Origin of the sequence: Bacteroides fragilis NCTC 9343 (assembly GCF_000025985.1) — a bacterium.
GTDB lineage: Bacteria > Bacteroidota > Bacteroidia > Bacteroidales > Bacteroidaceae > Bacteroides > Bacteroides fragilis.
Window position 1 is genome coordinate 5,092,422 of the sequence record NC_003228.3, and the last position, 22,118, is coordinate 5,114,539.

A 22,118-nucleotide genomic window follows, 5' to 3' on the forward strand; every position below is an offset into this window, starting at 1 on the left:
ACAACTCTACAAATATAGGCCAAATGGAGTCCGAAAAATAGAATAATTATCCCAATCTATGAAAAAATAGTCCTAAATAGTCTCTTAAAGTTCTACAATCCTTTTCTGATGACAAAACAAGAGGTCTCCATTGTCATTGTGCAAATGCATACCATTGCCCTCACAATAACGGAAAAAGCTACAATCAGCACACTCTCCCTTACGGGCCCACTCACGATTACGAAATACCTGAAAACGTTTTTCCCACACTTCCATAAAATCATCTTCATAAATATTGCCCTGATGGAAATTACTGCGAATGCTGGGACACGACGAGATCGAACCATCTGCCAAAACAGAAGCTACACTGATACCTGCATTACAGGAATAAAAATGATCACGTACTTCACTTTCATATTTACCGAGAAAACCTTCACAACCATAACTCAAGTGGACACGCCCCTCTTTCCGTACCTTCTTAATGAATTCCAGGACTCCGGTAAACTCCTCGTCTGTTAGCTGGAATTCCGGATGATTGGCTGCACGCCCTACCGGAAAAATAGTAAAAATACGCCAATTACGTACTCCTATAGTGTACAGATAGGCTTTCAGCTCTTCCAGATAAGAGTAGTTTTTCCGATTGACACAAGTCACGACATCCCATGTCAGTTCCGGTTCATGCACTAACATCTTGATAGCTTCCAACGCTTTTTCATAACTATCCGGATTGCCGCGCAACCAGTTATGTTCCTCCGCAAATCCATCCAGACTGATCGTAACAGCATGCAGGCCGGCAGCCATCAGACTATCGAGCCGTTCGCGGGTCAAATACAACCCATTGGACACAATCCCCCATGGATAACCTTTGCGATAAAGAGCCATCCCCACCTCTTCAAGATCATCCCGCATCAGCGGTTCACCTCCGGTTATGATGATATTAACCTCATTAGGATTGACGTGCGGCGTAATCGAATCTACGACTTGAAGAAAATCCGCTGCAGGCATATCCTTCTGCTCCGACATTTTTCGACAATCACTGCCACAATGCTTACAAGCCAAGTTACACTGTAATGTACATTCCCAGAAAAGTTGACGCAACGGATGCAATTCCCTGAGGTTATTTCTTATCTTTAAGGCTATTTCCAACCCCAGGCGTTTGCGAAGTGACAATCGTCCAGAATTATTTTTCATTGTCTTTTGCTGTCTCCTTCTTGATTTCAATTGTTTTATCAATACTTGTTTCTCCACGGTACCAATGGCTGCCACCTGTAAATCCACCGGCTTCTACCTCGACACTATCCTTAGAATAAGTACCATTGGCATCACCATCCACATCGCGAACGATAAAACGATATTTTTTAGATGGAAACTCCGTCCTTTCAGTAGCAAAAGCTCCATCTTTATCAGTGATCAACGTATCCGGATAACTGAGCCATTCTTTGCCATCGCCCGTATGCACAGCTCCGGTGACCACTTCTATACCCGGTACAGGTTCCTGCGTATCCGCATCAATCACTTTGCCCTTCACCCGATATTTAGCAGAAGGCATCCCATATTCTACAGGTATATCTCCACCTCCATTGTCACAAGACACAAATCCAAACAACATAAGTAATCCTGAAAGCGCCCGATTACTGTATCGTAGCCATTGTTCGTTTTTCTTTTTCATATATAGAATTCGCGTTTAAAGTCCATCTCATTTTAATAAACGCAGAAGTAAGTGTAATACTGCATCTGATATCCTTCTTTTTTATTCCGAAAGTAATGTTTATTTTTCTATGCGAATACGGGCATCAACGGCAACAACCTCCTTTTCTGTTGCCAGCAACGGATTTATATCCATTTCTTTGATTTCTGTCGCAAAACGAAGCAGTGTGGATAAGCGTACAATAATTTCTGCAAATTTATCCTCGTTTACTCCTTTTTGCCCACGAGTTCCCTGTATTATTTTATAGGCCCTGAGGGAATGAATCATCGAATAAGCCTCTTCATAAGATAAAGGAGCCAAACCGGACGAAACATCTTTCAAAACTTCCACAAAGATGCCACCCAGTCCACAGAGCACCACGTGCCCGAACTTTTCTTCATATTTAGCCCCGATAAACAACTCCGTTCCCTTCAGCATAGGCTGCACCATGATAGCACGTGCCTCAGGTATCTGCATCATGCGGTCAAACTCAAACGCCAAATGCTGTTCACCTTTAATATTGAGTACCACTCCTCCTACATCCGATTTATGAACCGGCCCCACAACCTTGGCCACCACCGGAAATCCACAGCGTCGCGCGAAAGCAAGTACTTCGTCTTTATTACCCGATACAAATTCTTCGACTACCGGAATACCGGCAGAATGAAGCAACGCCTGAACATAATGGGGTTCGATATAGCCGTTCTGCGGAATAGAATCAATAATCCTACGAATGCGGGGTACATCTACACCAAAAAGTTCAATTTCCGGAACAGCAGGTTTTGGAGCATTTATGATACGTGACAAAGCAGTTCCCAACATCACTTCATCAGCAAAGTTGACATGACCTTTCTCTAAAAAAAAGGCAACCTCTTCACCGGCCGTACGCACAGAAGGAAGAACCGGGAAAAGTGGCTTTTTACAAGTCAGCATCTTTTGATGCAATACCTCATAAGTCTCAAACATAGTCACTAATCCCGGTGTGCCGAATATGGCGAGAATCGCATCTATGTTTTCGAACTTTTCTTCACAATAATCAATGGCAATACTTAAGTGCTCGGGGGTTCCGGTTGCCAAAATATCAATCGGATTGCCTACGGAAGCCCCGGGAAAAAGCTTGCTCTTCAACTCTTCAGCGACCGGACCCTCCAGTTTAGGTACATTGAGTCCACCTTTCGAAAGAGCATCAGTCAGCATCACCCCCGGTCCACCAGCATGAGTGACAATAGCGAAATTCTTTCCTTTTAACTCAGGCAAAGTAAAAATACAACCGACGGTTGTCAATTCACCCCGCGAATAGCATCGCACTATACCGGCTTTACGAAACAAAGCTTCCACAGCTGAATCAGAACTGGCTATAGCTCCCGTATGAGATGATGCAGCGCGACTTCCGCTCTCCGAACTCCCTGCTTTAATAGCCGCGATTTTACAACCCTTACGAATCAATGAAGAGGCATGGAACAGCAGACGATCCGGATTCTTGATGCTTTCTATATAAATCAACTTGATCTTGGAGTCTTTCCGGACATCAAAATTTTCGTCCATATATTGCAATACATCTTCTACACCTATTTGCTTAGCATTACCCACCGACCACACAGAATTAAACTGAAGTCCTTTTGTCACTGCCGATTCAAGAATAAACACCGCAGTAGCGCCGGAACTGGAAATTAGATCTACTCCATGTGGATTCAGATTGGGAATGGGTTGCGTAAACACACTGTGATGCCAGGTATTCATTAATCCGATGCAATTCGGGCCAATTAATGACGCTCCATATTTATTAACAGTTTCAAGAATGCGCTCTTCCAATAAAGCGCCTTCCTGCGTTTCTTCTCCAAATCCGGCCGAAAGAATTATGAAAGCCCGCGTCTGCTTCTCTGCGGCCAGTGTTTCCACCACCTCCGGACAAAGAACTGCAGGAATAGCAAGAATAGCAAGATCTGTATCGGGTAACTCCTTTGCATCGGCAAAGGAAGGCACTCCCTGCACTTCTGTTTCTTTGGGATTGACAGCCCGAAGTTCTCCCTGATAACCACCGTTAATCAGATTCTTCAGAATAGCGCCGCCCGGCTTATGTGTATTGTTCGAAGCCCCCACTACGACAATACTCTGGGGACAGAGTAACTGAGTTGTAATCATAGATTGCATATTATACGATTATTCATTCACAAATATATTGTTTTAGAAACAACCGACAAACAAATCTCACCTAAAAGATACAAAGCAAGAAGATCTCCGAACTGGCAATATTATCAGGAAATGACTGTTTTTTCCACTACTATCCTTATATATCTCATAAAAAACAGATATTAGCAAAAGCCTCATCTGTCAATAATACACCGGCTTTCCATCCTCCAACAAGAAAGGACGCTGCATACGGCCCATATAAGTATTTCCACATACAAGAAACAAAGACCGGACAGGTACCTCTCCAAAGTCGAGCGTACGAGAATCTTTAGAAGTCACTTCTTTAACCGGTTGCCAGCCGTCTTTCCAATAATACAAAGTATATGCTTCATAACCCAACTCTAAAACCCGCTTTACATCATACGTAAGAATACCATTCAGCACAGTGGTCTGCCGGATCGGAGTAATGAAGTGAATGCTATCCGGAGTCATCACAAACGGATTCCCTGTCGGAACCAACTTTCCTTTCTTATCCGCCATCTGAAAATAAAGTAATCCGTAAGGTAACACACGGTGCAGCACACTGTTGCTTTCTACTCTTCCCTGCGACACTACTTTGAAAGCTCCACGGTTAAAAGTAGCTATATAAGCCACCGTATCCGATGTATGTACAGGTAACCGGACACTATCGGACAAATAATATTCGTCAGTTACCTCTTTCAGTAAACGATTGACCAATTGTGTATTCCAACGGTTACGCCCTATTTTCGGCTCTGGCTGACGTTCATAGCAGACACGCTGTACCAAAGGAGCAATCCATTGATTCCGTTCCGGTTCGCGCTCATAAGGAGAAAAATAGAAAAATTTTCCATTTTCATCGGTAAAGCTGTTATAAGCATGTCCTCCATTCACTTTGCCATGGTATGGAAGAATATCAAGATTCAGGGGGATACCGACAGCACGCATCAACTGTACAGCATTCAACGCCAGATGATCACAGGTGCCCCCTCCCAGCTTTTCTATCAACTCGATAGAGAAGTCCCCCGGTATTTTGGCAGCATCATGAAGATATTTCTTTCCATGCTGTGAGTTAAAGAAGAAAACAATCTCTCTCATGGTAGCCCCTGCTCGTGCCAACGAGTCGACCGTCATTTTATAACGTGTATAATAGTAAGAACGCCATCGGTCCAAAGGCTCCTGTTTTAACCGATAAGGCAATATATTCCGACAAAACTCTCTAAAAGATAATTGTTTGCACCAAGGATACTTTTGCCAGACTTCAAAAGCCAGATCTATGTTTTCTATCAAATAGTCGGCTGTTATACACGTTAAGTCCGGCTCGGGTTCTTGTTGTATATAACAACTATCACTCTCCCGAAGCAAATAACGGATAGTTCCTTTACCAATCATATTTTCAATCAAAAAGCAGGCAGCTTTATGTTTCAACGAATCGCCTTCGTAATGCCCTAATACTTGTTGAAGTTCCTTCCGATTGTCTCCCGCCAATGTGAGAGCCTGCTCCAATGGCGCATCATGTACCGGGGTGCAAGAGAAACAGAGAAGAAGTAAAAATAATATGCCGGTAAAATGCTTCATCAGGAATCAGTCTTTAGTCTTTTAAGGTTAATAAAATGATCTCTTCCAAAGATATATCGTTTTTTGCAATTATCCGGAGAAAATACAGCCTTTTTTATCCTGGCAGAAAAATTGGCATCATCGTTTTTGTGCTTCCATACAAAAAACGGTTCTTCTTCAAATTTGGTGGTAAGTTTTCTTTTACTCATGGAATCTAATTCAGTTTTCGGAAATGTAAGCCCTCTTTTATAGTTGACAAAAAAGCAAGTATCCCGGCTTTCGCCCGAAGAGTCCATCCGTGAGGTAAAGAAGCGAATCTTAGACTAAACCATTTGAAAATCAAGATCTTAAAAAAACAAGACTTCTGTCCTTAAAAGCTTTGCTTTAACACAGAGTTAAAACTTGTTCTTTGGATGTGAATAAAAAGTTCTTTAAATGCAAAAGACTTGTTATCTGCGCACAAGAACCTGACAACCTGCAAAGGACATTAACAATGTTAATTGAAGAAAGGTATAAGGATGAAGATACCGGTTCAGACGGTGTAAACTCACTTCCGAAACTTGAGTTATCTTATTCATCCGATGTCTGTTTTTTTCTTATTAAAGCAAGCAAAAAGGACAATTATCAACTTGAAAATAAAGAAATAAAGAATTGATCACCAAATTTGAAGAAGAACCCCAAAAACGCATTTCGACCTTCCACCCTCTGTTTTAGAAGGTAAATCGGGAATAGAAATCTGAAAAGCAGCAAGATAGGATTGCTTTCTTATCCATTTATGTCCTTGAAAGCATTTCATCTTCCTTACTATCTTTAGCGGAAACGGTCTGTTCTGTATCTCGTCCCGTATATGCAGGCTGATGAGCCCAGGTATGCGGGACGAGGTAAAGAACATATAATATCACCTAATATTCTTATACCAAAGATATTACATAACCAGGATGTTCCTTTAGAGTTATTGAGCTTTCCCTGATAATTTCACATAAACAGGAGATGACGGGACATTACAATAAATAGCAATATCTTTATTAAAATATCCCGGAGATTCAGCTTTATACTTTATTTTAATCACCAAGCTATCTTTCAGGGAGACAGGCCTCCGACTATATTCTACCGAAGTACAGCCACAAGAAGTAACTATATTTTCAACCGTCAAGGAAACCACTCCAAGATTTTTTATAATCAACATTGCTTCTTTTTCTTCACTCCAATCGAAGACTCCCATATCAATCGTTTCGGGTAAGCTTATTTTCGTCTGAATCAAATCTCGACTTTTACATATACTATCAGATAAAATCAAGTTTAAATACAGAGTCCTCACATTAGGATTATGAATCGGGTTTCCGATAGCAATCACTTTATTTCTATTATCAAGTAGAAAAGTTTGAAAAGCCAAATTGGATGGGATTTTATTTATTTTATCGAAAGAGCCTTTTATATCAAGACACACAGGATACGAAAAATCATTATATTCCAAAAGATGAACCATCTCTTTTTTATCTCGAGGATGAAGAATAAATATAACTTTTACCGTATGATCCGATACAGAATCAAGGTAAGAAATAAAGTCTTTCCAAACGGGCAACTTAAGTTTACACCCCATACAACCAATGGAATCGGCATAAGTCACTATTGTATATCGGCTATCTTTAAGAAACCATTTTACCGTATCTTCTCCCATAGTAGTAAATACCAGATCATCAGGATAAATAATTTCCTTTCCATCCCACTCATCAATCATATGAGCAATCCGAGATTTATCAGAGTTTTGACAAGATACAAAAAGCAGGATACATACAAAAATAAATATAGCCCTCATAAGCAACAAGCATTTTACACAAACCACGAAACCCGAGGCTAAATATACAAAAAAATAGCCACACAAGCCCAAAACAGATAAAATTTTTAATAAACACGTATATTAACACTGTTTTTTTTTAAAATAAGAAGTAAATATAAACTATATTTGCAAATAATAACCTTTAATAAAAATAGTATGAAACAAACTTTATCCAAAGCTGTAGTAACTATAATTATAGCATGCACAGCATTGTACGCCTGGAATCATAAGCAACCGGTTTTAACCAATGTACAGTTACAAAATCTGGAAGCAATAGCCGCCGGTGAAGAAGGGGCATGTATTAGATGGATAGAACAAACGTGTTACTATAGTTTCTCAGAGGAACATGATAATGAACCACATTATGAGTGCAATGGTTCGAGTGGACAAGCAGGAATGACATCTTGCGGCGTAATAAATAATAAAAAGCCAACATTTGGCTATGTAAAAGGCACTTGTCTAATATGCATAGAACATTAACCTTAAAACAAACATTATGAGAAAAGCACTTCTAACCGTTATTTCCTTTACATTGTGTCTGTACATCACCTCCTGTAGCCAATCATCCAAACCAGAAAAAGCTAGAACAATAGAAACAATTGCAACGGATGCACAACAGACATTATCTTTTAATCACGAACCTTTATCCATTGACCCAATCGGCATAGGCGATATTATTGTCACCGATACATTTCTAATATTAGCTCTAAATAAAGAGGAGAATATGCTGCATGTATACAACCTTCCCCATCTGCAATTTCTTGGAAGTTTTCAGAAAATAGGAAACGGACCGGATGAAGTTATACTCCCTAGTGCTTTTACACAATGGTTTAACAAGGACGGGCAGATACAACTTGTAATGAGATCCTATCAAAAATTCACAGGTTTATTAAATATATCCAAGTCTTTGATAGAAAATAAGGCTATTTATGATAACAAATATACCTATAATGCTCCCAAAGGAAAGAATAGTTTTCAACAGTCCAGCGTTTCATATCTTTTAGGAGATTCCATATTTCTCATAAACAGGAGTATCATAATGCGTCCACAAGACAATCAAAATGATTTTTTTGAAGTTTACGATTACAAAAACGACAGCATCCTGCGCAGTTTCTACGCCTCCAATTTCCCCAAGGAGTTGCTAGAACATCACGGAAGAGATCAAGCTTTCCAAAAAGATATTGCAATCAGCAATGATTGCAAGAAGATGGTCATTGCATACAGATTCCTCAATATGATAAGTATAGTAAATATTGAAAAGGAGGAAATTAATAACCTATTCACTGATGGAAATAAATTAAATTGGGAACAGGTAATAGAAGGCACTCCCAAACCTTATTATACCAAAGTACACTGCAATAATGCATATATCTGGGCCATGGCAATAGAGGGGGAAGACCCTTCAACATTCCGCTCTCGCCTGGATATCTTTGACTGGAAAGGCAATTATCTATGTAAAGCCCATCTGGACAAATGGGTTTCCTCTTTCAGCATAGACGAAAGAAACCAAACCATGTATGCTGTAACTGCAGATGACATGCTTGTTCGATACAACATCAAAGAACTACTGGACCAGCTTCCCTAACGGCTTTTCTTCTTCATATAACAGCCCCATACTCTGCATTGAATTCAACGAAGAGTATGGGGTTATTATTCAAATCATCCATCTTATTTATAAAGAATTCCTCAGAAAGTCGTTATCTTTGCACGTTCCCAAGTAGATAACAATAAATACACGCAATATATCAATGGAAAAGAACTTTAAAAGAACTACCGTCACATCGGCACTGCCGTATGCGAACGGCCCCGTCCATATCGGCCATTTGGCCGGTGTATATGTACCGGCAGACATCTATGTCCGCTATCTGCGACTGAAAAAAGAAGATGTACTTTTCATCGGAGGCTCCGACGAACATGGGGTACCCATCACCATCCGTGCCAAAAAGGAAGGTATCACTCCGCAGGATGTAGTAGACCGCTATCACTTCCTGATTAAGAAATCATTCGAAGAATTCGGTATCTCGTTTGACGTATACAGCCGTACATCGTCCAAAACACACCACGAACTGGCTTCAGACTTCTTCAAGAAGCTATACGAAAAAGGAGAGTTTATCGAAAAAACTTCGGAACAATATTATGATGAAGAAGCACACCAGTTTCTGGCCGACCGCTACATCACCGGTGAATGTCCTCACTGTCATTCGGAAGGTGCCTATGGTGACCAATGCGAAAAGTGCGGAACTTCACTGTCGCCCACTGACCTGATTAATCCGAAAAGTGCCATCAGCGGAAGCAAACCGGTCATGAAAGAAACCAAACATTGGTATCTGCCACTTGACAAACATGAAACATGGCTGCGCCAGTGGATATTGGAAGAACACAAAGAATGGCGTCCGAACGTGTACGGACAGTGCAAAAGCTGGCTCGATATGGGTTTGCAGCCGCGTGCGGTCAGCCGTGACCTCGACTGGGGGATTCCTGTTCCGGTAGAGGGTGCTGAAGGTAAAGTTCTCTACGTATGGTTCGATGCACCAATCGGTTACATATCCAATACAAAAGAACTGCTTCCCGATTCATGGGAAACCTGGTGGAAAGATCCCGAAACCCGTTTGGTTCACTTTATCGGAAAAGATAATATCGTATTTCACTGCATCGTATTTCCGGCTATGCTGAAAGCTGAAGGCAGCTATATCTTGCCGGATAATGTACCGAGCAACGAATTTCTGAATCTGGAAGGAGACAAAATATCCACTTCACGCAACTGGGCAGTGTGGTTACACGAGTATCTGGAAGACTTCCCCGGGAAACAGGACGTATTGCGTTATGTATTGACAGCCAATGCACCCGAAACCAAGGACAACGACTTTACCTGGAAAGACTTCCAGGCACGCAATAACAACGAATTGGTAGCGGTCTACGGTAACTTTGTGAACCGTGCGATGGTATTGACACAGAAGTACTTCGAAGGTAAAGTACCCGCTGCGGGCGAACTTATAGATTATGACAAAGAGACACTGAAAGAATTCTCCGATGTTAAAGCCGAAGTAGAAAAGCTGCTCAATGTATTCAAGTTCCGTGATGCACAGAAAGAAGCCATGAATCTGGCTCGTATCGGAAACAAATACCTGGCCGATACAGAACCCTGGAAACTGGCAAAGACGGATATGGAACGTGTAGGTACTATCCTGAATATATCTCTGCAACTGGTAGCCAACCTGGCTATCGCTTTCGAACCATTTCTTCCGTTCAGTTCGGAACGCTTACGCCAGATGCTGAACATGGATAGCTTCGACTGGGCAGAACTGGGACGGAACGACCTGCTTCCTGCCGGACATCAACTGAATAAGCCGGAATTATTGTTCGAAAAGATAGAAGATGCCACAATTGAAGCACAAGTACAAAAGTTGCTCGATACAAAGAAAGCAAACGAAGAGGCTAATTACAAAGCCAAACCGATCCGCGCCAATATCGAATTTGACGACTTCATGAAACTCGATATTCGCGTAGGTACTGTTCTCGAATGTCAGAAAGTGCCTAAGGCCGACAAATTATTGCAGTTTAAAATAGACGACGGACTGGAAACACGCACCATCGTCAGCGGCATTGCACAACATTACAAACCGGAAGAGCTAGTAGGCAAGCAAGTTTGCTTCATCGCCAATCTGGCTCCACGAAAGCTGAAAGGTATCGTCAGCGAAGGTATGATCCTGAGTGCCGAAAATAATGACGGCAGCCTGGCCGTTGTTATGCCCGGACGGGAAGTGAAGCCGGGAAGTGAAGTGAAATAAATAACTAAAGTAAGGGTGTATTCAGGACTCTATGAAAGGAGACCGGATACACCCTTTATTTTTACTAACGGTCGGGAGCGGAAATATAATATGGCAGAACAGTCGCTAAAAGAAAAAACAGCCAAAGGATTATTCTGGGGTGGATTCAGCAATGGCATCCAGCAATTACTGAACCTGCTGTTCGGAATTATCATCACCCGTATGCTGGATTCGACAGACTACGGTATGATTGGTATGCTGGCTATATTTACCGCCGTAGCCAACTCTATACAAGAGAGCGGATTTACGGCCGCTCTGGCCAATAAACAGACGTTCCGTCATGAAGACTACAATGCGGTGTTCTGGTTCAGTTTTCTAATGGGTGCATCGCTTTACCTGCTGCTCTTTTTTTGTGCCCCGTTTATCGCAGCATTCTATAAGACTCCACAGCTTATTCCTCTATCCCGCTTCCTTTTCCTGGGTTTTCTGATTTCAAGTTGCGGAACTGCCCATAATGCGGTATTATTTAAAAAACTAATGGTGAAAGAAAAAGCGAAAGCAACCATTACCGCACTATTGTGTTCAGGCACCATAGGAATTGTCATGGCATACAATGGAATGGCTTTCTGGGGGCTGGCCGTACAGCAAATCACCTATATTTTCATCGCTAATGCGCTGTTATGGTACTTTTCTCCGTGGCGTCCTACTTTTTCGTTCAATTTCAAACCTATCAGGGAGATGCTTCCGTTCAGCAGTAAACTGCTTATCACCAATGTATTTCATTACATCAATGATAACATATTTTCTGTTCTGCTGGGGCGCTTTTATACCAGTCAGGATGTAGGTTACTATACTCAGGCCAATAAATGGACCAATATGGGCTTCTCACTGATCAGTAACATGATCAACGGAGTATCTCAGCCTGTCCTGGTCGAAACCTCTTCCGACGCCATGCGACAGAAAAATATATTTCGGAAGATGTTGCGCTTCACCGCCTTTATCTCTTTCCCGGCCATGTTCGGACTGGCATTGATAGCCAACGAGTTCATCGTAATTGCCGTCACCGCCAAATGGCAGGCATGTGTACCCATCATGCAGATTCTTTGCATCTGGGGAGCATTTGTCCCCATTACTTATATGTACTCCAATCTCCTGATCAGTAAAGGAAAGTCGAATCTTTTTATGTGGAATACCATTGCACAGAGCCTGGTTCAACTCACAATGCTTCTTTGTACTATCTCACAAGGCATACTCGTCATGGCCGTGATTTATACGGTTATCAACATCGGTTGGCTGCTGATATGGCATTATTTCGTAAACAAGCAGATTCACATCACCCTATGGGAAGTCATGAAAGATATCACTCCGTACCTACTGATCTCCGGAGGAGTCATAGGAACCAGCTATTTCCTCACGATCGGCTTCCATAACCTATATGTATTGCTGATTCTTAAAATAGGAATAGCCGTAAGCCTTTATGTGTTCATCATGTGGATCGGCAAATCGGTGATCTTTTTTGAAAGTGTACAATTTATCCGGAAAAAACTCTTGAAATAAGTCATGAACATCCTGATCCAACAAACCAAAGCATTTCCTCATCGTGCCAATAGCTTTTATTGGTTCTATGCGCAACTGACCGAATGGCTGACTGCACACGGAGTGGACAGTAAGCTTTACTTTTCGTACCTGGAACTGGCTGACAGCGAATTTGAGAACGGCCTCCTGTTGCCCGATCATTATTCTCAATTCTATACACCCCGCAACATCGAAGCAATCTGTCGCTTCATTATCGACAAACAGATAGACGTGATTCTCGATTACTCCCATGTCATCACCGGAGATACACGCAAATATTACCTCGAAATCAAAAAAAGAAATCCCGGAATCAAAATATGCACGATGATCCACAACTGTCCCAGCCATACGACACAGTTAAAACAATACGAGTTATCTACACTCCGGTTCAAAGACGTGCATGGACCCAAGAAACTTTTTCAGTGGATGCTACCACAACTCTACATCAGCTTATTAAAAAAAGTGGTCAGCCATCAAAACCGTTCGGCATACGACACGCTCGACGAAGTGGTACTGCTGTCACCCGCTTATATACCCGAATTCAAGAAACTTATAGGCAAAAAAGACGCATGGAAGTTATCTGCCATCCCTAATGCCATAAAACCTGTGCATAGTAACATCCCGATTGAGGAGAAGGACAAAGAAATCATCTTTGTTGGCAGAATGGCAACCGAAAAGGCATTACCCAAATTACTAAAGATATGGGGTATGGTTCAGGATAAACTGCCGGACTGGAAACTCACCCTTGTAGGAGATGGTCCCCAATTCGGCACGTGCCGGCAAATTATTGCCGAGAAAAAATTGAAGCGGGTCTGCCTGACCGGCCATCAGATGTCGATCCCCTATATAGACCGTGCCCGGATTCTTTGTCTGACTTCCGTCATAGAAGGACTACCCACCGTATTTACAGAAGCAATGTCACTGGGGGTGATTCCTATCGGATTCGATTCTTTCAATGCGATCTATGACATGATAGATGACGGCATAGACGGATTCATTATTCCCGACAACAATTATGAACAATATGCAGAAACCATTCTACGGTTGGCACAAAATGACACACTCCGCTGCCGGATAGCCTACAAAGCTCAAAAGCGGAAAAACAGATATGACATAGAACAGGTAGGACCACTGTGGATGGAAACTTTCCGTAAACATGGATTAATTAAATAGGAGAACACAATGAAGGTCACGATATATCCATACTCTATCAACAAAGGTGATATACGCGTTAATCCGTATATCAGCGACTTCATCCATGCACTGCAACAGAACGGAATCACAATTGCCAATCCCCCGCACAAGAATCCGTTATTCAGCCTCATCCCAAGAAAAGCAGATAGCGATGCTTATATCTTTCATTGGCCGGAGAATGTACCCGACTACAAATATGGAATGTTGCAGACTCTTGCTGCTATCTGGCTTCTTTTCAAAATTAAATGCCACCATAAGAAGATCATCTGGTTCTTGCACAATAAGCAGCCCCATGTGATGAAACACCGATGGTCGAAAAAGTTATTGATACATCTGCTCCTCCGCAAAGCCGATTTGATAGTGACACATGCTACAGAAGGTATCAAAGTGGTTCAGGATCAATATCCGAAGGCTGTAGCCAAAACGGTATTCTTGCATCACCCTACTAAAAACCGGATAGAAGAATACATCCCCCAACCACCGGAAACCGACCTGCTGATCTGGGGAAATATCTCCCGATACAAAGGGGTACCGGAATTCGTACGTTTTGCTACTCAGCATTCATTAAAACTGAAGACTAAAATCATCGGGAAATGCAGTTCGCAGGAACTCCTGGAAGAACTACGCAAAGAAAGTAATGAGATGATCAGCATAGAGGACCGTAGTATTCCTTTCGAAGAGCTAAAACAAGAGATCCGCAGATCACGTTTCGTACTGGTACCTTATGCTGCCGAGTCTATCTTAAGTTCCGGCATACTGATGGACTCTCTCTCATTCGGAGCCAAAGTCATCGGACCGGCTGTAGGCTCTTTCAGGGACTACGCCGCCGAACCCTTGCTTAATGTATATACTTTCCATACGTTCGATGATATACAGGAACTCGTTGACAAGGCAAACGAAGCAACAGATATAGCCGGTTACAACCGGTTCCTCAATGTACATAGCTGGAACGAATTCGGCAAAAAGTTTCAAAATTTACTTCAGAAAATAATACAGTAATGAAAGTACTCTATACATTCGGCGGCATGCCCCATTATCTGAATGCCATGCTCAACAAACTTCATAACAAAGGAGTGGAAATCACCGTTATCACTCCTCAAAAAGGAAATGCCACTATCGGTAAAGGTGTAAAAATGGTAAAGGGAGGAACATACAGGCACCTCACCGCCATTGAGAAGAAAGCATTCTACGGAAAAAGCGCCTATCCCTCCCTACCGGAAATAGTACGTGAAGAGAAACCGGATATTCTGATAATGGGATGGCCCTATTTCCTGCAAGTGTTCTTTCAACCCCGATTGAGAAAGGCTATGAAAGAGTGCCGGACACGGTTGGTTATCCGTGAAATTCCCTTCCAGACCCCTCCCTACGGGAAAATAAAAGAATATTTCCATGAAAACCCGATGTATGATGAAAACATGCGGCTGGTCAGTACCGGAACCGGCTTTTATCTTAAACAATGGCTGACAGCGAAAATACGTAAATACTGCTACGCACGCATTACCGGAACGCTGAATTACTCGACCGCTGCATACGATATTCTTCCTTCCTATGGAGTGAAGCAGGAGCAAATACATGTCACTTACAACTCTACGGACACAGATGCCTTACTGAAGGAGAAAGAAGCCGTACTCACCTCGCCCCCGCTTCTTCCTCCTTCCTCCAAAAGAGCGCTACACATCGGCCGATTAGTGAAATGGAAAAGGGTGGATCTGCTGATCGATGCATTTACAAAGGTTATTGCCAGTCATCCGGACGCGGAACTGGTAGTGGTAGGCGATGGACCGGAGCTGGATAACCTGAAAAAACAGGCAGCCGACCTGAATCTGACAGAACAGGTTCGATTCATCGGTGCAGTATACAGTCCCAAAGAACTGGGAGCCTATATGAATGAATCGACTGTCTATGTACTCGCGGGCATGGGAGGATTATCCATCAATGATGCCATGACCTACGGACTGCCCGTGGTTTGTTCGGTATGCGACAGCACCGAACGTGACCTGGTAACGGACGGAGTGAACGGACTTTTCTTCAAAGAAGGCAATGCCGACAGCTTGAGCGACAAGCTCAACAAACTGTTTGCCTCTCCCGAACGTTGTGCCTCTATGGGACGTGAGTCAGAACGAATCATCCGCGAGAAAATCAACATTGAAACGGTCAGCAAACGTTATTTGCAAGCTTTCCGAACTTTTATGCAGTAAAAATGGAGTACGACCAAAAAGAATGATTATCTTTAGGCAGACATTAATCATTTAATAGCTCTACTACTATGACCGATCTTACCATTCTCATCGCAGTCATCGCATTGGCGTTATGGCCAATTGTATTCCTGATATCACGTATCCTGCACGAGCGGAACAAACGTGCGAAGCCATCGGGTGACACTGCCTCTGCCGAAACGGAAGAAGTGACAGAGGAAATGACTACCTCCGCACTGATCATGAGCATCCTTCAACAGCTCGGTTGCCAACCGGAAGTGAATGAAGAAAATCATATCAGCTTCAAGTATCAGGGAGACGATTTCCTTGTCGCAGCCGAAGACGGTCTCCGGTTAATCATTGTATGGAATCCTTGGTGGGCGTCCATCAGTATCGACAATCAGGCATTACCCTATCTGAAAGAAATTATCAATGCAGTCAATATGAACTCATTAGTGACCACTGTCTATGCGCTGGACGAGGATGAAAAAACATTTGGTATCCACAGTAAATGCCATATGCTCTTCGCTCCCGAAGAAGAGGAGCCGGAAAAAAGTTTCACCGACCTGCTGGACAGTTTTTTCACTACCCACAATACTATTAAAGAAAACCTGAAACAATTGGGTAACGGAATGCCGGATATGGAAAAGAAAGAACGAGTAAGAATCAAAGGATTTGCTGCCTACAAGGACAACAGCACGGAACTGAAAGGGGAATAAACTTCCCCTCTTCCTCTTGCCCGTACAGCCTATAAACGAATCATGTGAGCTTTAACGGGTTAATACCGACAGGATGCGTTCACAAGCATGCCCGTCACCATAAGGATTATGTGTTTCGGACATACGACGGTATAACTCCTTATTACGGAGCAGCTCAGTCACATTACTGACAATCGCCTCAGCATCCGTCCCCACCAGTTTTACAGTTCCCGCCTCTACTGCTTCCGGACGTTCCGTGGTATTTCGCATCACCAACACCGGCTTGCCAAGTGAAGGAGCCTCCTCTTGTACTCCACCGCTATCGGTCAGCAGCAAAGTGGAGTGCTGCATAGCGTAAATAAACGGCAGATAATCCAACGGCGAAATAAGATATACATTGTCTACTCCTGACAGAAGTTCGTATACGGGTTTCTGTACATTCGGGTTCAGATGTACCGGATATACAATATCCATCTCGGGATGCAACGCGGCTAATTCTCTAATCGCTTTACAAATATGTAAAAATCCTTCCCCAAAGTTCTCACGACGATGCCCGGTAACCAGAATATATTCACGTTGTCCCACTTCGTAACCTTTGTCACGAAGTTCCTGATGCAACTTTTCTTTGATTCCCGGCTTCTTCGAAATAATGTCAACAGCCATCAACAAAGCATCGATAACCGTATTACCGGTAACAAATATCTTCTTTGCATCGATGTTTTCCTGTAACAGATTCTGTTTCGATTTCCCGGTAGGAGCAAAATAGTAGGTACAAATACGGTCGGTCACCTGACGATTCATCTCTTCCGGCCAGGGAGACAGCATATCATAGGTACGCAAACCGGCCTCAACATGTCCCACGGCAACCTGCCGATAGAATGCAGCCAGTGAAGCGGCCATCGACGTAGTGGTATCTCCGTGTACCAGCACCGTATCCGGACAGAAATCTTTCAGCACATCGCGCAGGCCCAGAAGAACTTTAGTGGTGATGTCGTACAAGTCCTGGTTGGGTGCCATAATATTCAGATCGTAGTCAGGAATGATGTCGAACACTTCAAGTACCTGGTCCAACATCTGACGATGTTGTGCCGTCACACACACTTTCGTTTCAAAGTGTTCAGTATCTCTTTGCAAGGCTTTCACCAACGGGGCCATCTTAATGGCCTCAGGACGGGTACCGAAAACAAGTAATATCTTTTTCATTATACGATCAGACTATTTACGATGGTTCATTAAGACGATATGCCAGTTCTCTTTCTACTTTCTTACTCCGCAGAAGTCCAACTCCAATTTACTTTCTTCACGGGGCAACTCCACAAACGGAGTGTGACGTACCAGCCATACCACGATATCCGCTTTCTGATAAGCCTCCCGATAGTCAGTCAGATGGAAACTGGCATGTGAAGCGACATTGGGTTCTACAATCAGCACCTCTGCACGCGACTCAGATACAATGCGGGAAGCAATATATTTAGCAGGAGATTCACGCAAATCATCAATATTGGGTTTAAAGGCAAGTCCCATGCAAGCCACTACCGGTTCACGATCGTTCTTCTCGACAAATTGCTGACAAGCTTCCATTACTTTGTTGGCACACCAATCAGCTTTATAATCGTTCGTCTCACGGGCACGTTTGATGATTTGTGCCTGTTCGGGATAGTCCGAAACAATAAACCAGGGATCTACGGCTATACAGTGTCCTCCCACTCCGCAGCCGGGTTGCAGGATGTTCACACGCGGATGTTTGTTAGCCAATTCTATCAGTTCCCAGACGTTGATACCCGCTTTGTCACAAATCATGGACAATTCGTTGGCAAACGCAATCTGAGAGTCGCGCGAAGAGTTCTCGGTCAACTTACACATTTCTGCCGTACGAGCATTCGTCGGGTGGAGTTTACCCTGTACAAAGGCAGAATAAAACTCTATGGCTTTAGCGGTCGACTCGGGATTGACGCCACCGATCACCCGATCGTTATGAACTAGTTCATAAAGCGTATTACCCGGCAATACACGTTCGGGACAATAGGCTATGTATATTTTGTCTTTCAGTTCCGGGCGCTCTTTATAAATGACTTCAGCCATACGTTCGGTCGTAAATACCGGTGAAGTGGACTCGATAACAAACAGGTTTCCTTCTCTCAGATAAGGAATTACGGAGCGGGTAGCCGATTCCACATAGGTGATATCTGCACGGTGGTTTTGTTTGAAAGGGGTAGGTACTACCACAAAAAAAGCATCTGCCTGCTCAGGTTTCGAAACGGCACGGAGATTACCTGTTCGCACCACCTCTTTTACAATCTGATCCAGTTCCGGCTCCACAATATGTATTTTACCCTGATTGATGGTTTCTACTACCGAAGGATTAACATCCACACCTACAACTTCATAACCATGTCCGGCGGCCACGGCAGCAGTAGGAAGTCCGATATAGCCTAATCCTAAAAAAACAACCTTTTTCATACGTATATCTCCTTATCTATAAGTGCCGCAAAAGTACAAATAATATGTGACTTTGTACGGTTTCTCACCGAAAACCACTACTTTTGCCAAAACATTTCGATCGAATGAGAGTTTTAATAATCAATACTTCCGAACGTTTGGGCGGAGCGGCCGTCGCAGCAAGCCGCTTGATGGAATCGTTGAAAAACAACGGTATCAAAGCCAAAATGTTGGTGCGCGACAAGCAAACCGACCAGATCAGCGTAGTAGGTCTGCAACGTAACTGGTGGCAAGTATGGAGGTTTGTGTGGGAACGCATTGTCATCTGGAAAGCCAACCGCTTTAAGAAGAACAATCTTTTCGCAGTCGATATAGCCAATACAGGCACAGACATTACAAGCCTGCCGGAGTTTCAGCAGGCAGATGTCATCCACCTGCATTGGGTGAATCAAGGAATGTTGTCACTGAACGATATCCGGAAGATTCTGAAATCCGGTAAACCGGTAGTGTGGACCATGCACGATATGTGGCCCTGTACAGGCATCTGCCATCACGCCCGTGAGTGTACCAACTACCATCAGGAGTGTAACCACTGTCCATACCTGTATGGAGGGGGAAGTAAGAAAGATCTGTCCAACCGTATCTTCCGTAAAAAACAACAACTCTACAAAGAAGCACCCATTACCTTCGTCACTTGTAGCCAATGGCTGAAGGGACAAGCTGAAAAGAGTGCTTTGCTGACAGGAGAAACGGTAATCAGTATACCTAACCCCATTAACACCAATCTATTTAAACCCAGAAACAAGAAAGAGGCACGTAGCAAATGCCATTTACCCCAAAACGGAAAACTGATTCTTTTCGGTTCGGCCAAAATCACGGATAAACGGAAAGGCATCGATTATCTGATTGAATCGTGTAAATTACTGGCTGAGAAGCATCCTGAACTGAAAGATTCTCTAAGTGTAGTCGTTTTTGGCAAGCAATCGGAACAACTCAAGCCGTTGCTTCCTTTTAAAGTATATCCACTCAACTACGTGAGTAACGAGCATGAACTGGTAGATGTTTACAATGCGGTCGACCTTTTCGTTACTCCCTCACTGGAAGAGAACCTGCCCAATACCATCATGGAAGCTATGGCATGCGGAGTGCCTTGTATCGGCTTCAATGTCGGCGGCATCCCGGAAATGATAGACCATCTGCACAACGGGTATGTGGCACAATACAAATCATCCGAAGATTTTGCCAACGGCATCTATTGGGCACTGACCGACCCGGATTATCCGTCTCTCTCGGAACAGGCCAACCGAAAAGTAATCGCCAACTACTCGGAAGGCATTATTGCCAAAAGATACATTGATGTCTACAATAAAATAACAGGAAGATATGCATAGCCATCCCAGTCCCAAATTCTCCGTGATCACAGTGACCTACAATGCCGAAAAGGTATTGGAAGATACTGTGCAAAGCGTAATTTCGCAGACCTATCATCATGTAGAGTATATCATCATCGACGGTGCATCGAAAGACGGGACTTTAGAGATTGTCAACCGATACCGCAACCGCATCAACCAATTGGTGAGCGAACCGGACAAAGGACTTTATGACGCAATGAACAAAGGAATCGCCCTGGCAACGGGCGACTATCTCTGCTTTCTGAATGCCGGAGACAGTTTCCACGAAGACGACACTTTGCAAAAGATGGTTCACTCCATCAATGGAAATGAGTTGCCCGACATACTGTATGGCGAAACAGCCTTAGTGGATGCCGAGAGGCATTTCCTCCGTATGCGTCGGTTATCGGCACCGGAGACACTGAACTGGAAAAGTTTCAAGCAGGGAATGCTTGTGTGCCATCAGGCTTTTTTCCCCCGCCATACACTTATCGAGCCTTATGATCTGCAATATCGTTTCTCGGCGGATTTCGATTGGTGTATCCACATCATGAAAAAAGCACGTACTTTTCACAATACTCACCTTATCCTGATTGATTATCTGGCAGAAGGCATGACGACACAAAATCATAAGGCATCGCTTTTGGAACGATTCCGCATCATGACCCGCCACTATGGCCTGCTAAGTACCCTCGCACATCACGCATGGTTTGTGGTAAGAAGTTTCTCCCGCAACTCAGCTACTCCTTCCGATGCACCCTTCTGAATGACATGTATCGGACGGGAGCTATGTACATCCACCGGCTTCGGATCAATCAGATAGATTTCCGCGTTTCGGGGAACGTAGTTAAGCAGCCCCGCCGCCGGATACACATTCATAGACGTACCGATGATAACAAAAACATCAGCTTTCTCCACCCAATCGATAGCCGTCTCTATCTCCGGTACGGACTCACCGAACCAGACAATAAACGGGCGGAGTTGCGAACCATCTCCGGCAAGGTCACCTATCTTCACTTCAAATTCTTCGGGTTTCAGTTCTTTAATGTAATGCGGATTGTTTGGGTCGCGGCTTGAGCAGACCTTTGTCAGCTCTCCATGCAAATGAATAATATGACTGCTACCGGCCCGTTCGTGCAAGTTGTCAATGTTTTGGGTCACAATCGTTACCTGGAAATCTTTCTCCAGTTCGGCCAGCAGTTCATGCCCGCGATTCGGTTCCACTTCCAGCAACTGCTTGCGGCGTTCATTATAGAAATGGGTCACCAGTTCGGGGTCGCGTGCATAACCTTCGGGAGTGGCTACTTGTTCTACCGGATAACGATCCCACAATCCTCCTGCATCACGAAAGGTACTGATGCCACTCTCAGCGCTCATTCCGGCGCCTGACAATACAACCAGATTTTTCATACTAGCTTTTATTTTTAAGTAAACCGGCCTCACTCCCCACCTCTCAAAAGAAACGTGAAAGAAGGCCTTACAAATTTAACCAAAATCCTTGAATAAACGAATATATCGTCCAACATTCCATCATCCCTTAACCTACCTTTCATCACTTTCCGTCCTTGGCTCTACAGCCAGATATCATACGTTAACACACAATGAGGCGGTATGACATACTGACACGGAGAGATTTAACGTCCAAACAGGG

Annotated in this window: 19 protein-coding genes; 11 read left to right on the top strand and 8 right to left on the bottom strand. The window is 43.5% G+C overall.

What is annotated here, in order from left to right; genetic code table 11:
* Positions 1-84: 84 nt before the first annotated feature.
* The 4 genes from BF9343_RS20850 to BF9343_RS20865 all read right to left on the bottom strand — a co-directional run bounded on the left by BF9343_RS20850 (position 85) and on the right by BF9343_RS20865 (position 5,392).
* A complete protein-coding gene (locus BF9343_RS20850; RefSeq protein WP_005803875.1) occupies positions 85-1,170 on the bottom strand; it encodes a TIGR04133 family radical SAM/SPASM protein in 1,086 nt (361 codons plus the stop codon).
* Positions 1,160-1,648, bottom strand: coding sequence for a radical SAM-associated putative lipoprotein (locus BF9343_RS20855; RefSeq protein WP_005797215.1), 489 nt, complete (start codon positions 1,646-1,648; stop codon positions 1,160-1,162). Before BF9343_RS20855 ends, BF9343_RS20850 begins: the two co-directional genes overlap by 11 nt.
* A gap of 99 nt (positions 1,649-1,747) precedes the next feature.
* Positions 1,748-3,808 carry an acetate--CoA ligase family protein gene (locus BF9343_RS20860; protein ID WP_010993797.1) on the bottom strand — a complete coding sequence of 687 codons (2,061 nt, stop codon included), beginning with the start codon at positions 3,806-3,808 and terminating at the stop codon, positions 1,748-1,750.
* Positions 3,809-3,997: 189 nt separating this feature from the next.
* On the bottom strand, positions 3,998-5,392 hold the full coding sequence (locus tag BF9343_RS20865; protein WP_009293105.1) for a hypothetical protein: 1,395 nt from the start codon (positions 5,390-5,392) through the stop codon (positions 3,998-4,000).
* Positions 5,393-5,864: 472 nt separating this feature from the next.
* On the opposite strand from BF9343_RS20865, the gene BF9343_RS23475 reads away from it, so the two are divergent.
* Positions 5,865-6,026 carry a hypothetical protein gene (locus tag BF9343_RS23475; protein ID WP_164088342.1) on the top strand — a complete coding sequence of 54 codons (162 nt, stop codon included), beginning with the start codon at positions 5,865-5,867 and terminating at the stop codon, positions 6,024-6,026.
* 297 nt (positions 6,027-6,323) lie between these two features.
* Here BF9343_RS23475 and BF9343_RS20880 read toward each other — a convergent pair whose 3' ends face one another.
* Complete coding sequence (locus tag BF9343_RS20880; protein ID WP_010993798.1) at positions 6,324-7,259, bottom strand: DUF1573 domain-containing protein; 936 nt, start codon at positions 7,257-7,259, stop codon at positions 6,324-6,326.
* A 75-nt stretch (positions 7,260-7,334) separates the two neighbouring features.
* Here BF9343_RS20880 and BF9343_RS20885 point away from each other — a divergent pair, with 75 nt between their 5' ends.
* The 8 genes from BF9343_RS20885 to BF9343_RS20920 all read left to right on the top strand — a co-directional run bounded on the left by BF9343_RS20885 (position 7,335) and on the right by BF9343_RS20920 (position 16,658).
* Positions 7,335-7,688, top strand: coding sequence for an NVEALA domain-containing protein (locus tag BF9343_RS20885; protein WP_005797207.1), 354 nt, complete (start codon positions 7,335-7,337; stop codon positions 7,686-7,688).
* 16 nt (positions 7,689-7,704) lie between these two features.
* Entirely contained in the window at positions 7,705-8,793 is a 1,089-nt protein-coding gene (locus BF9343_RS20890; RefSeq protein ID WP_005791926.1) for a BF3164 family lipoprotein, read from the top strand.
* Positions 8,794-8,956: 163 nt separating this feature from the next.
* A complete protein-coding gene (metG, locus tag BF9343_RS20895) occupies positions 8,957-10,996 on the top strand; it encodes a methionine--tRNA ligase (protein WP_010993799.1) in 2,040 nt (679 codons plus the stop codon).
* 90 nt (positions 10,997-11,086) lie between these two features.
* Positions 11,087-12,532: a lipopolysaccharide biosynthesis protein gene (locus BF9343_RS20900; RefSeq protein WP_005814097.1), complete on the top strand. Its 1,446-nt coding sequence runs from the start codon at positions 11,087-11,089 to the stop codon at positions 12,530-12,532.
* A gap of 3 nt (positions 12,533-12,535) precedes the next feature.
* Complete coding sequence (locus BF9343_RS20905) at positions 12,536-13,723, top strand: glycosyltransferase (RefSeq protein ID WP_008661647.1); 1,188 nt, start codon at positions 12,536-12,538, stop codon at positions 13,721-13,723.
* Between the two features lie 9 nt (positions 13,724-13,732).
* Positions 13,733-14,743: a glycosyltransferase gene (locus tag BF9343_RS20910; RefSeq protein WP_009293109.1), complete on the top strand. Its 1,011-nt coding sequence runs from the start codon at positions 13,733-13,735 to the stop codon at positions 14,741-14,743.
* Entirely contained in the window at positions 14,743-15,942 is a 1,200-nt protein-coding gene (locus BF9343_RS20915) for a glycosyltransferase family 4 protein (RefSeq protein ID WP_010993800.1), read from the top strand. Before BF9343_RS20910 ends, BF9343_RS20915 begins: the two co-directional genes overlap by 1 nt.
* Before the next feature lie 68 nt (positions 15,943-16,010).
* Complete coding sequence (locus BF9343_RS20920; RefSeq protein ID WP_005791920.1) at positions 16,011-16,658, top strand: hypothetical protein; 648 nt, start codon at positions 16,011-16,013, stop codon at positions 16,656-16,658.
* A 51-nt stretch (positions 16,659-16,709) separates the two neighbouring features.
* Here BF9343_RS20920 and wecB read toward each other — a convergent pair whose 3' ends face one another.
* Together wecB and wecC are read right to left on the bottom strand one after the other, a co-directional pair.
* Positions 16,710-17,840: a non-hydrolyzing UDP-N-acetylglucosamine 2-epimerase gene (wecB, locus tag BF9343_RS20925; protein ID WP_005797197.1), complete on the bottom strand. Its 1,131-nt coding sequence runs from the start codon at positions 17,838-17,840 to the stop codon at positions 16,710-16,712.
* A 54-nt stretch (positions 17,841-17,894) separates the two neighbouring features.
* A complete protein-coding gene (gene wecC / locus BF9343_RS20930) occupies positions 17,895-19,097 on the bottom strand; it encodes a UDP-N-acetyl-D-mannosamine dehydrogenase (protein WP_005791918.1) in 1,203 nt (400 codons plus the stop codon).
* 104 nt (positions 19,098-19,201) lie between these two features.
* Between wecC and BF9343_RS20935 the strand changes: the two genes are divergently transcribed.
* Entirely contained in the window at positions 19,202-20,467 is a 1,266-nt protein-coding gene (locus BF9343_RS20935; RefSeq protein WP_005797195.1) for a glycosyltransferase family 4 protein, read from the top strand.
* Positions 20,460-21,233: a glycosyltransferase family 2 protein gene (locus tag BF9343_RS20940; RefSeq protein ID WP_010993801.1), complete on the top strand. Its 774-nt coding sequence runs from the start codon at positions 20,460-20,462 to the stop codon at positions 21,231-21,233. The genes BF9343_RS20935 and BF9343_RS20940 overlap by 8 nt, the downstream gene beginning before the upstream one ends.
* Here BF9343_RS20940 and BF9343_RS20945 read toward each other — a convergent pair.
* On the bottom strand, positions 21,167-21,877 hold the full coding sequence (locus tag BF9343_RS20945) for an SIR2 family NAD-dependent protein deacylase (RefSeq protein WP_005791915.1): 711 nt from the start codon (positions 21,875-21,877) through the stop codon (positions 21,167-21,169). The genes BF9343_RS20940 and BF9343_RS20945 overlap by 67 nt on opposite strands.
* Positions 21,878-22,118 lie beyond the last annotated feature (241 nt).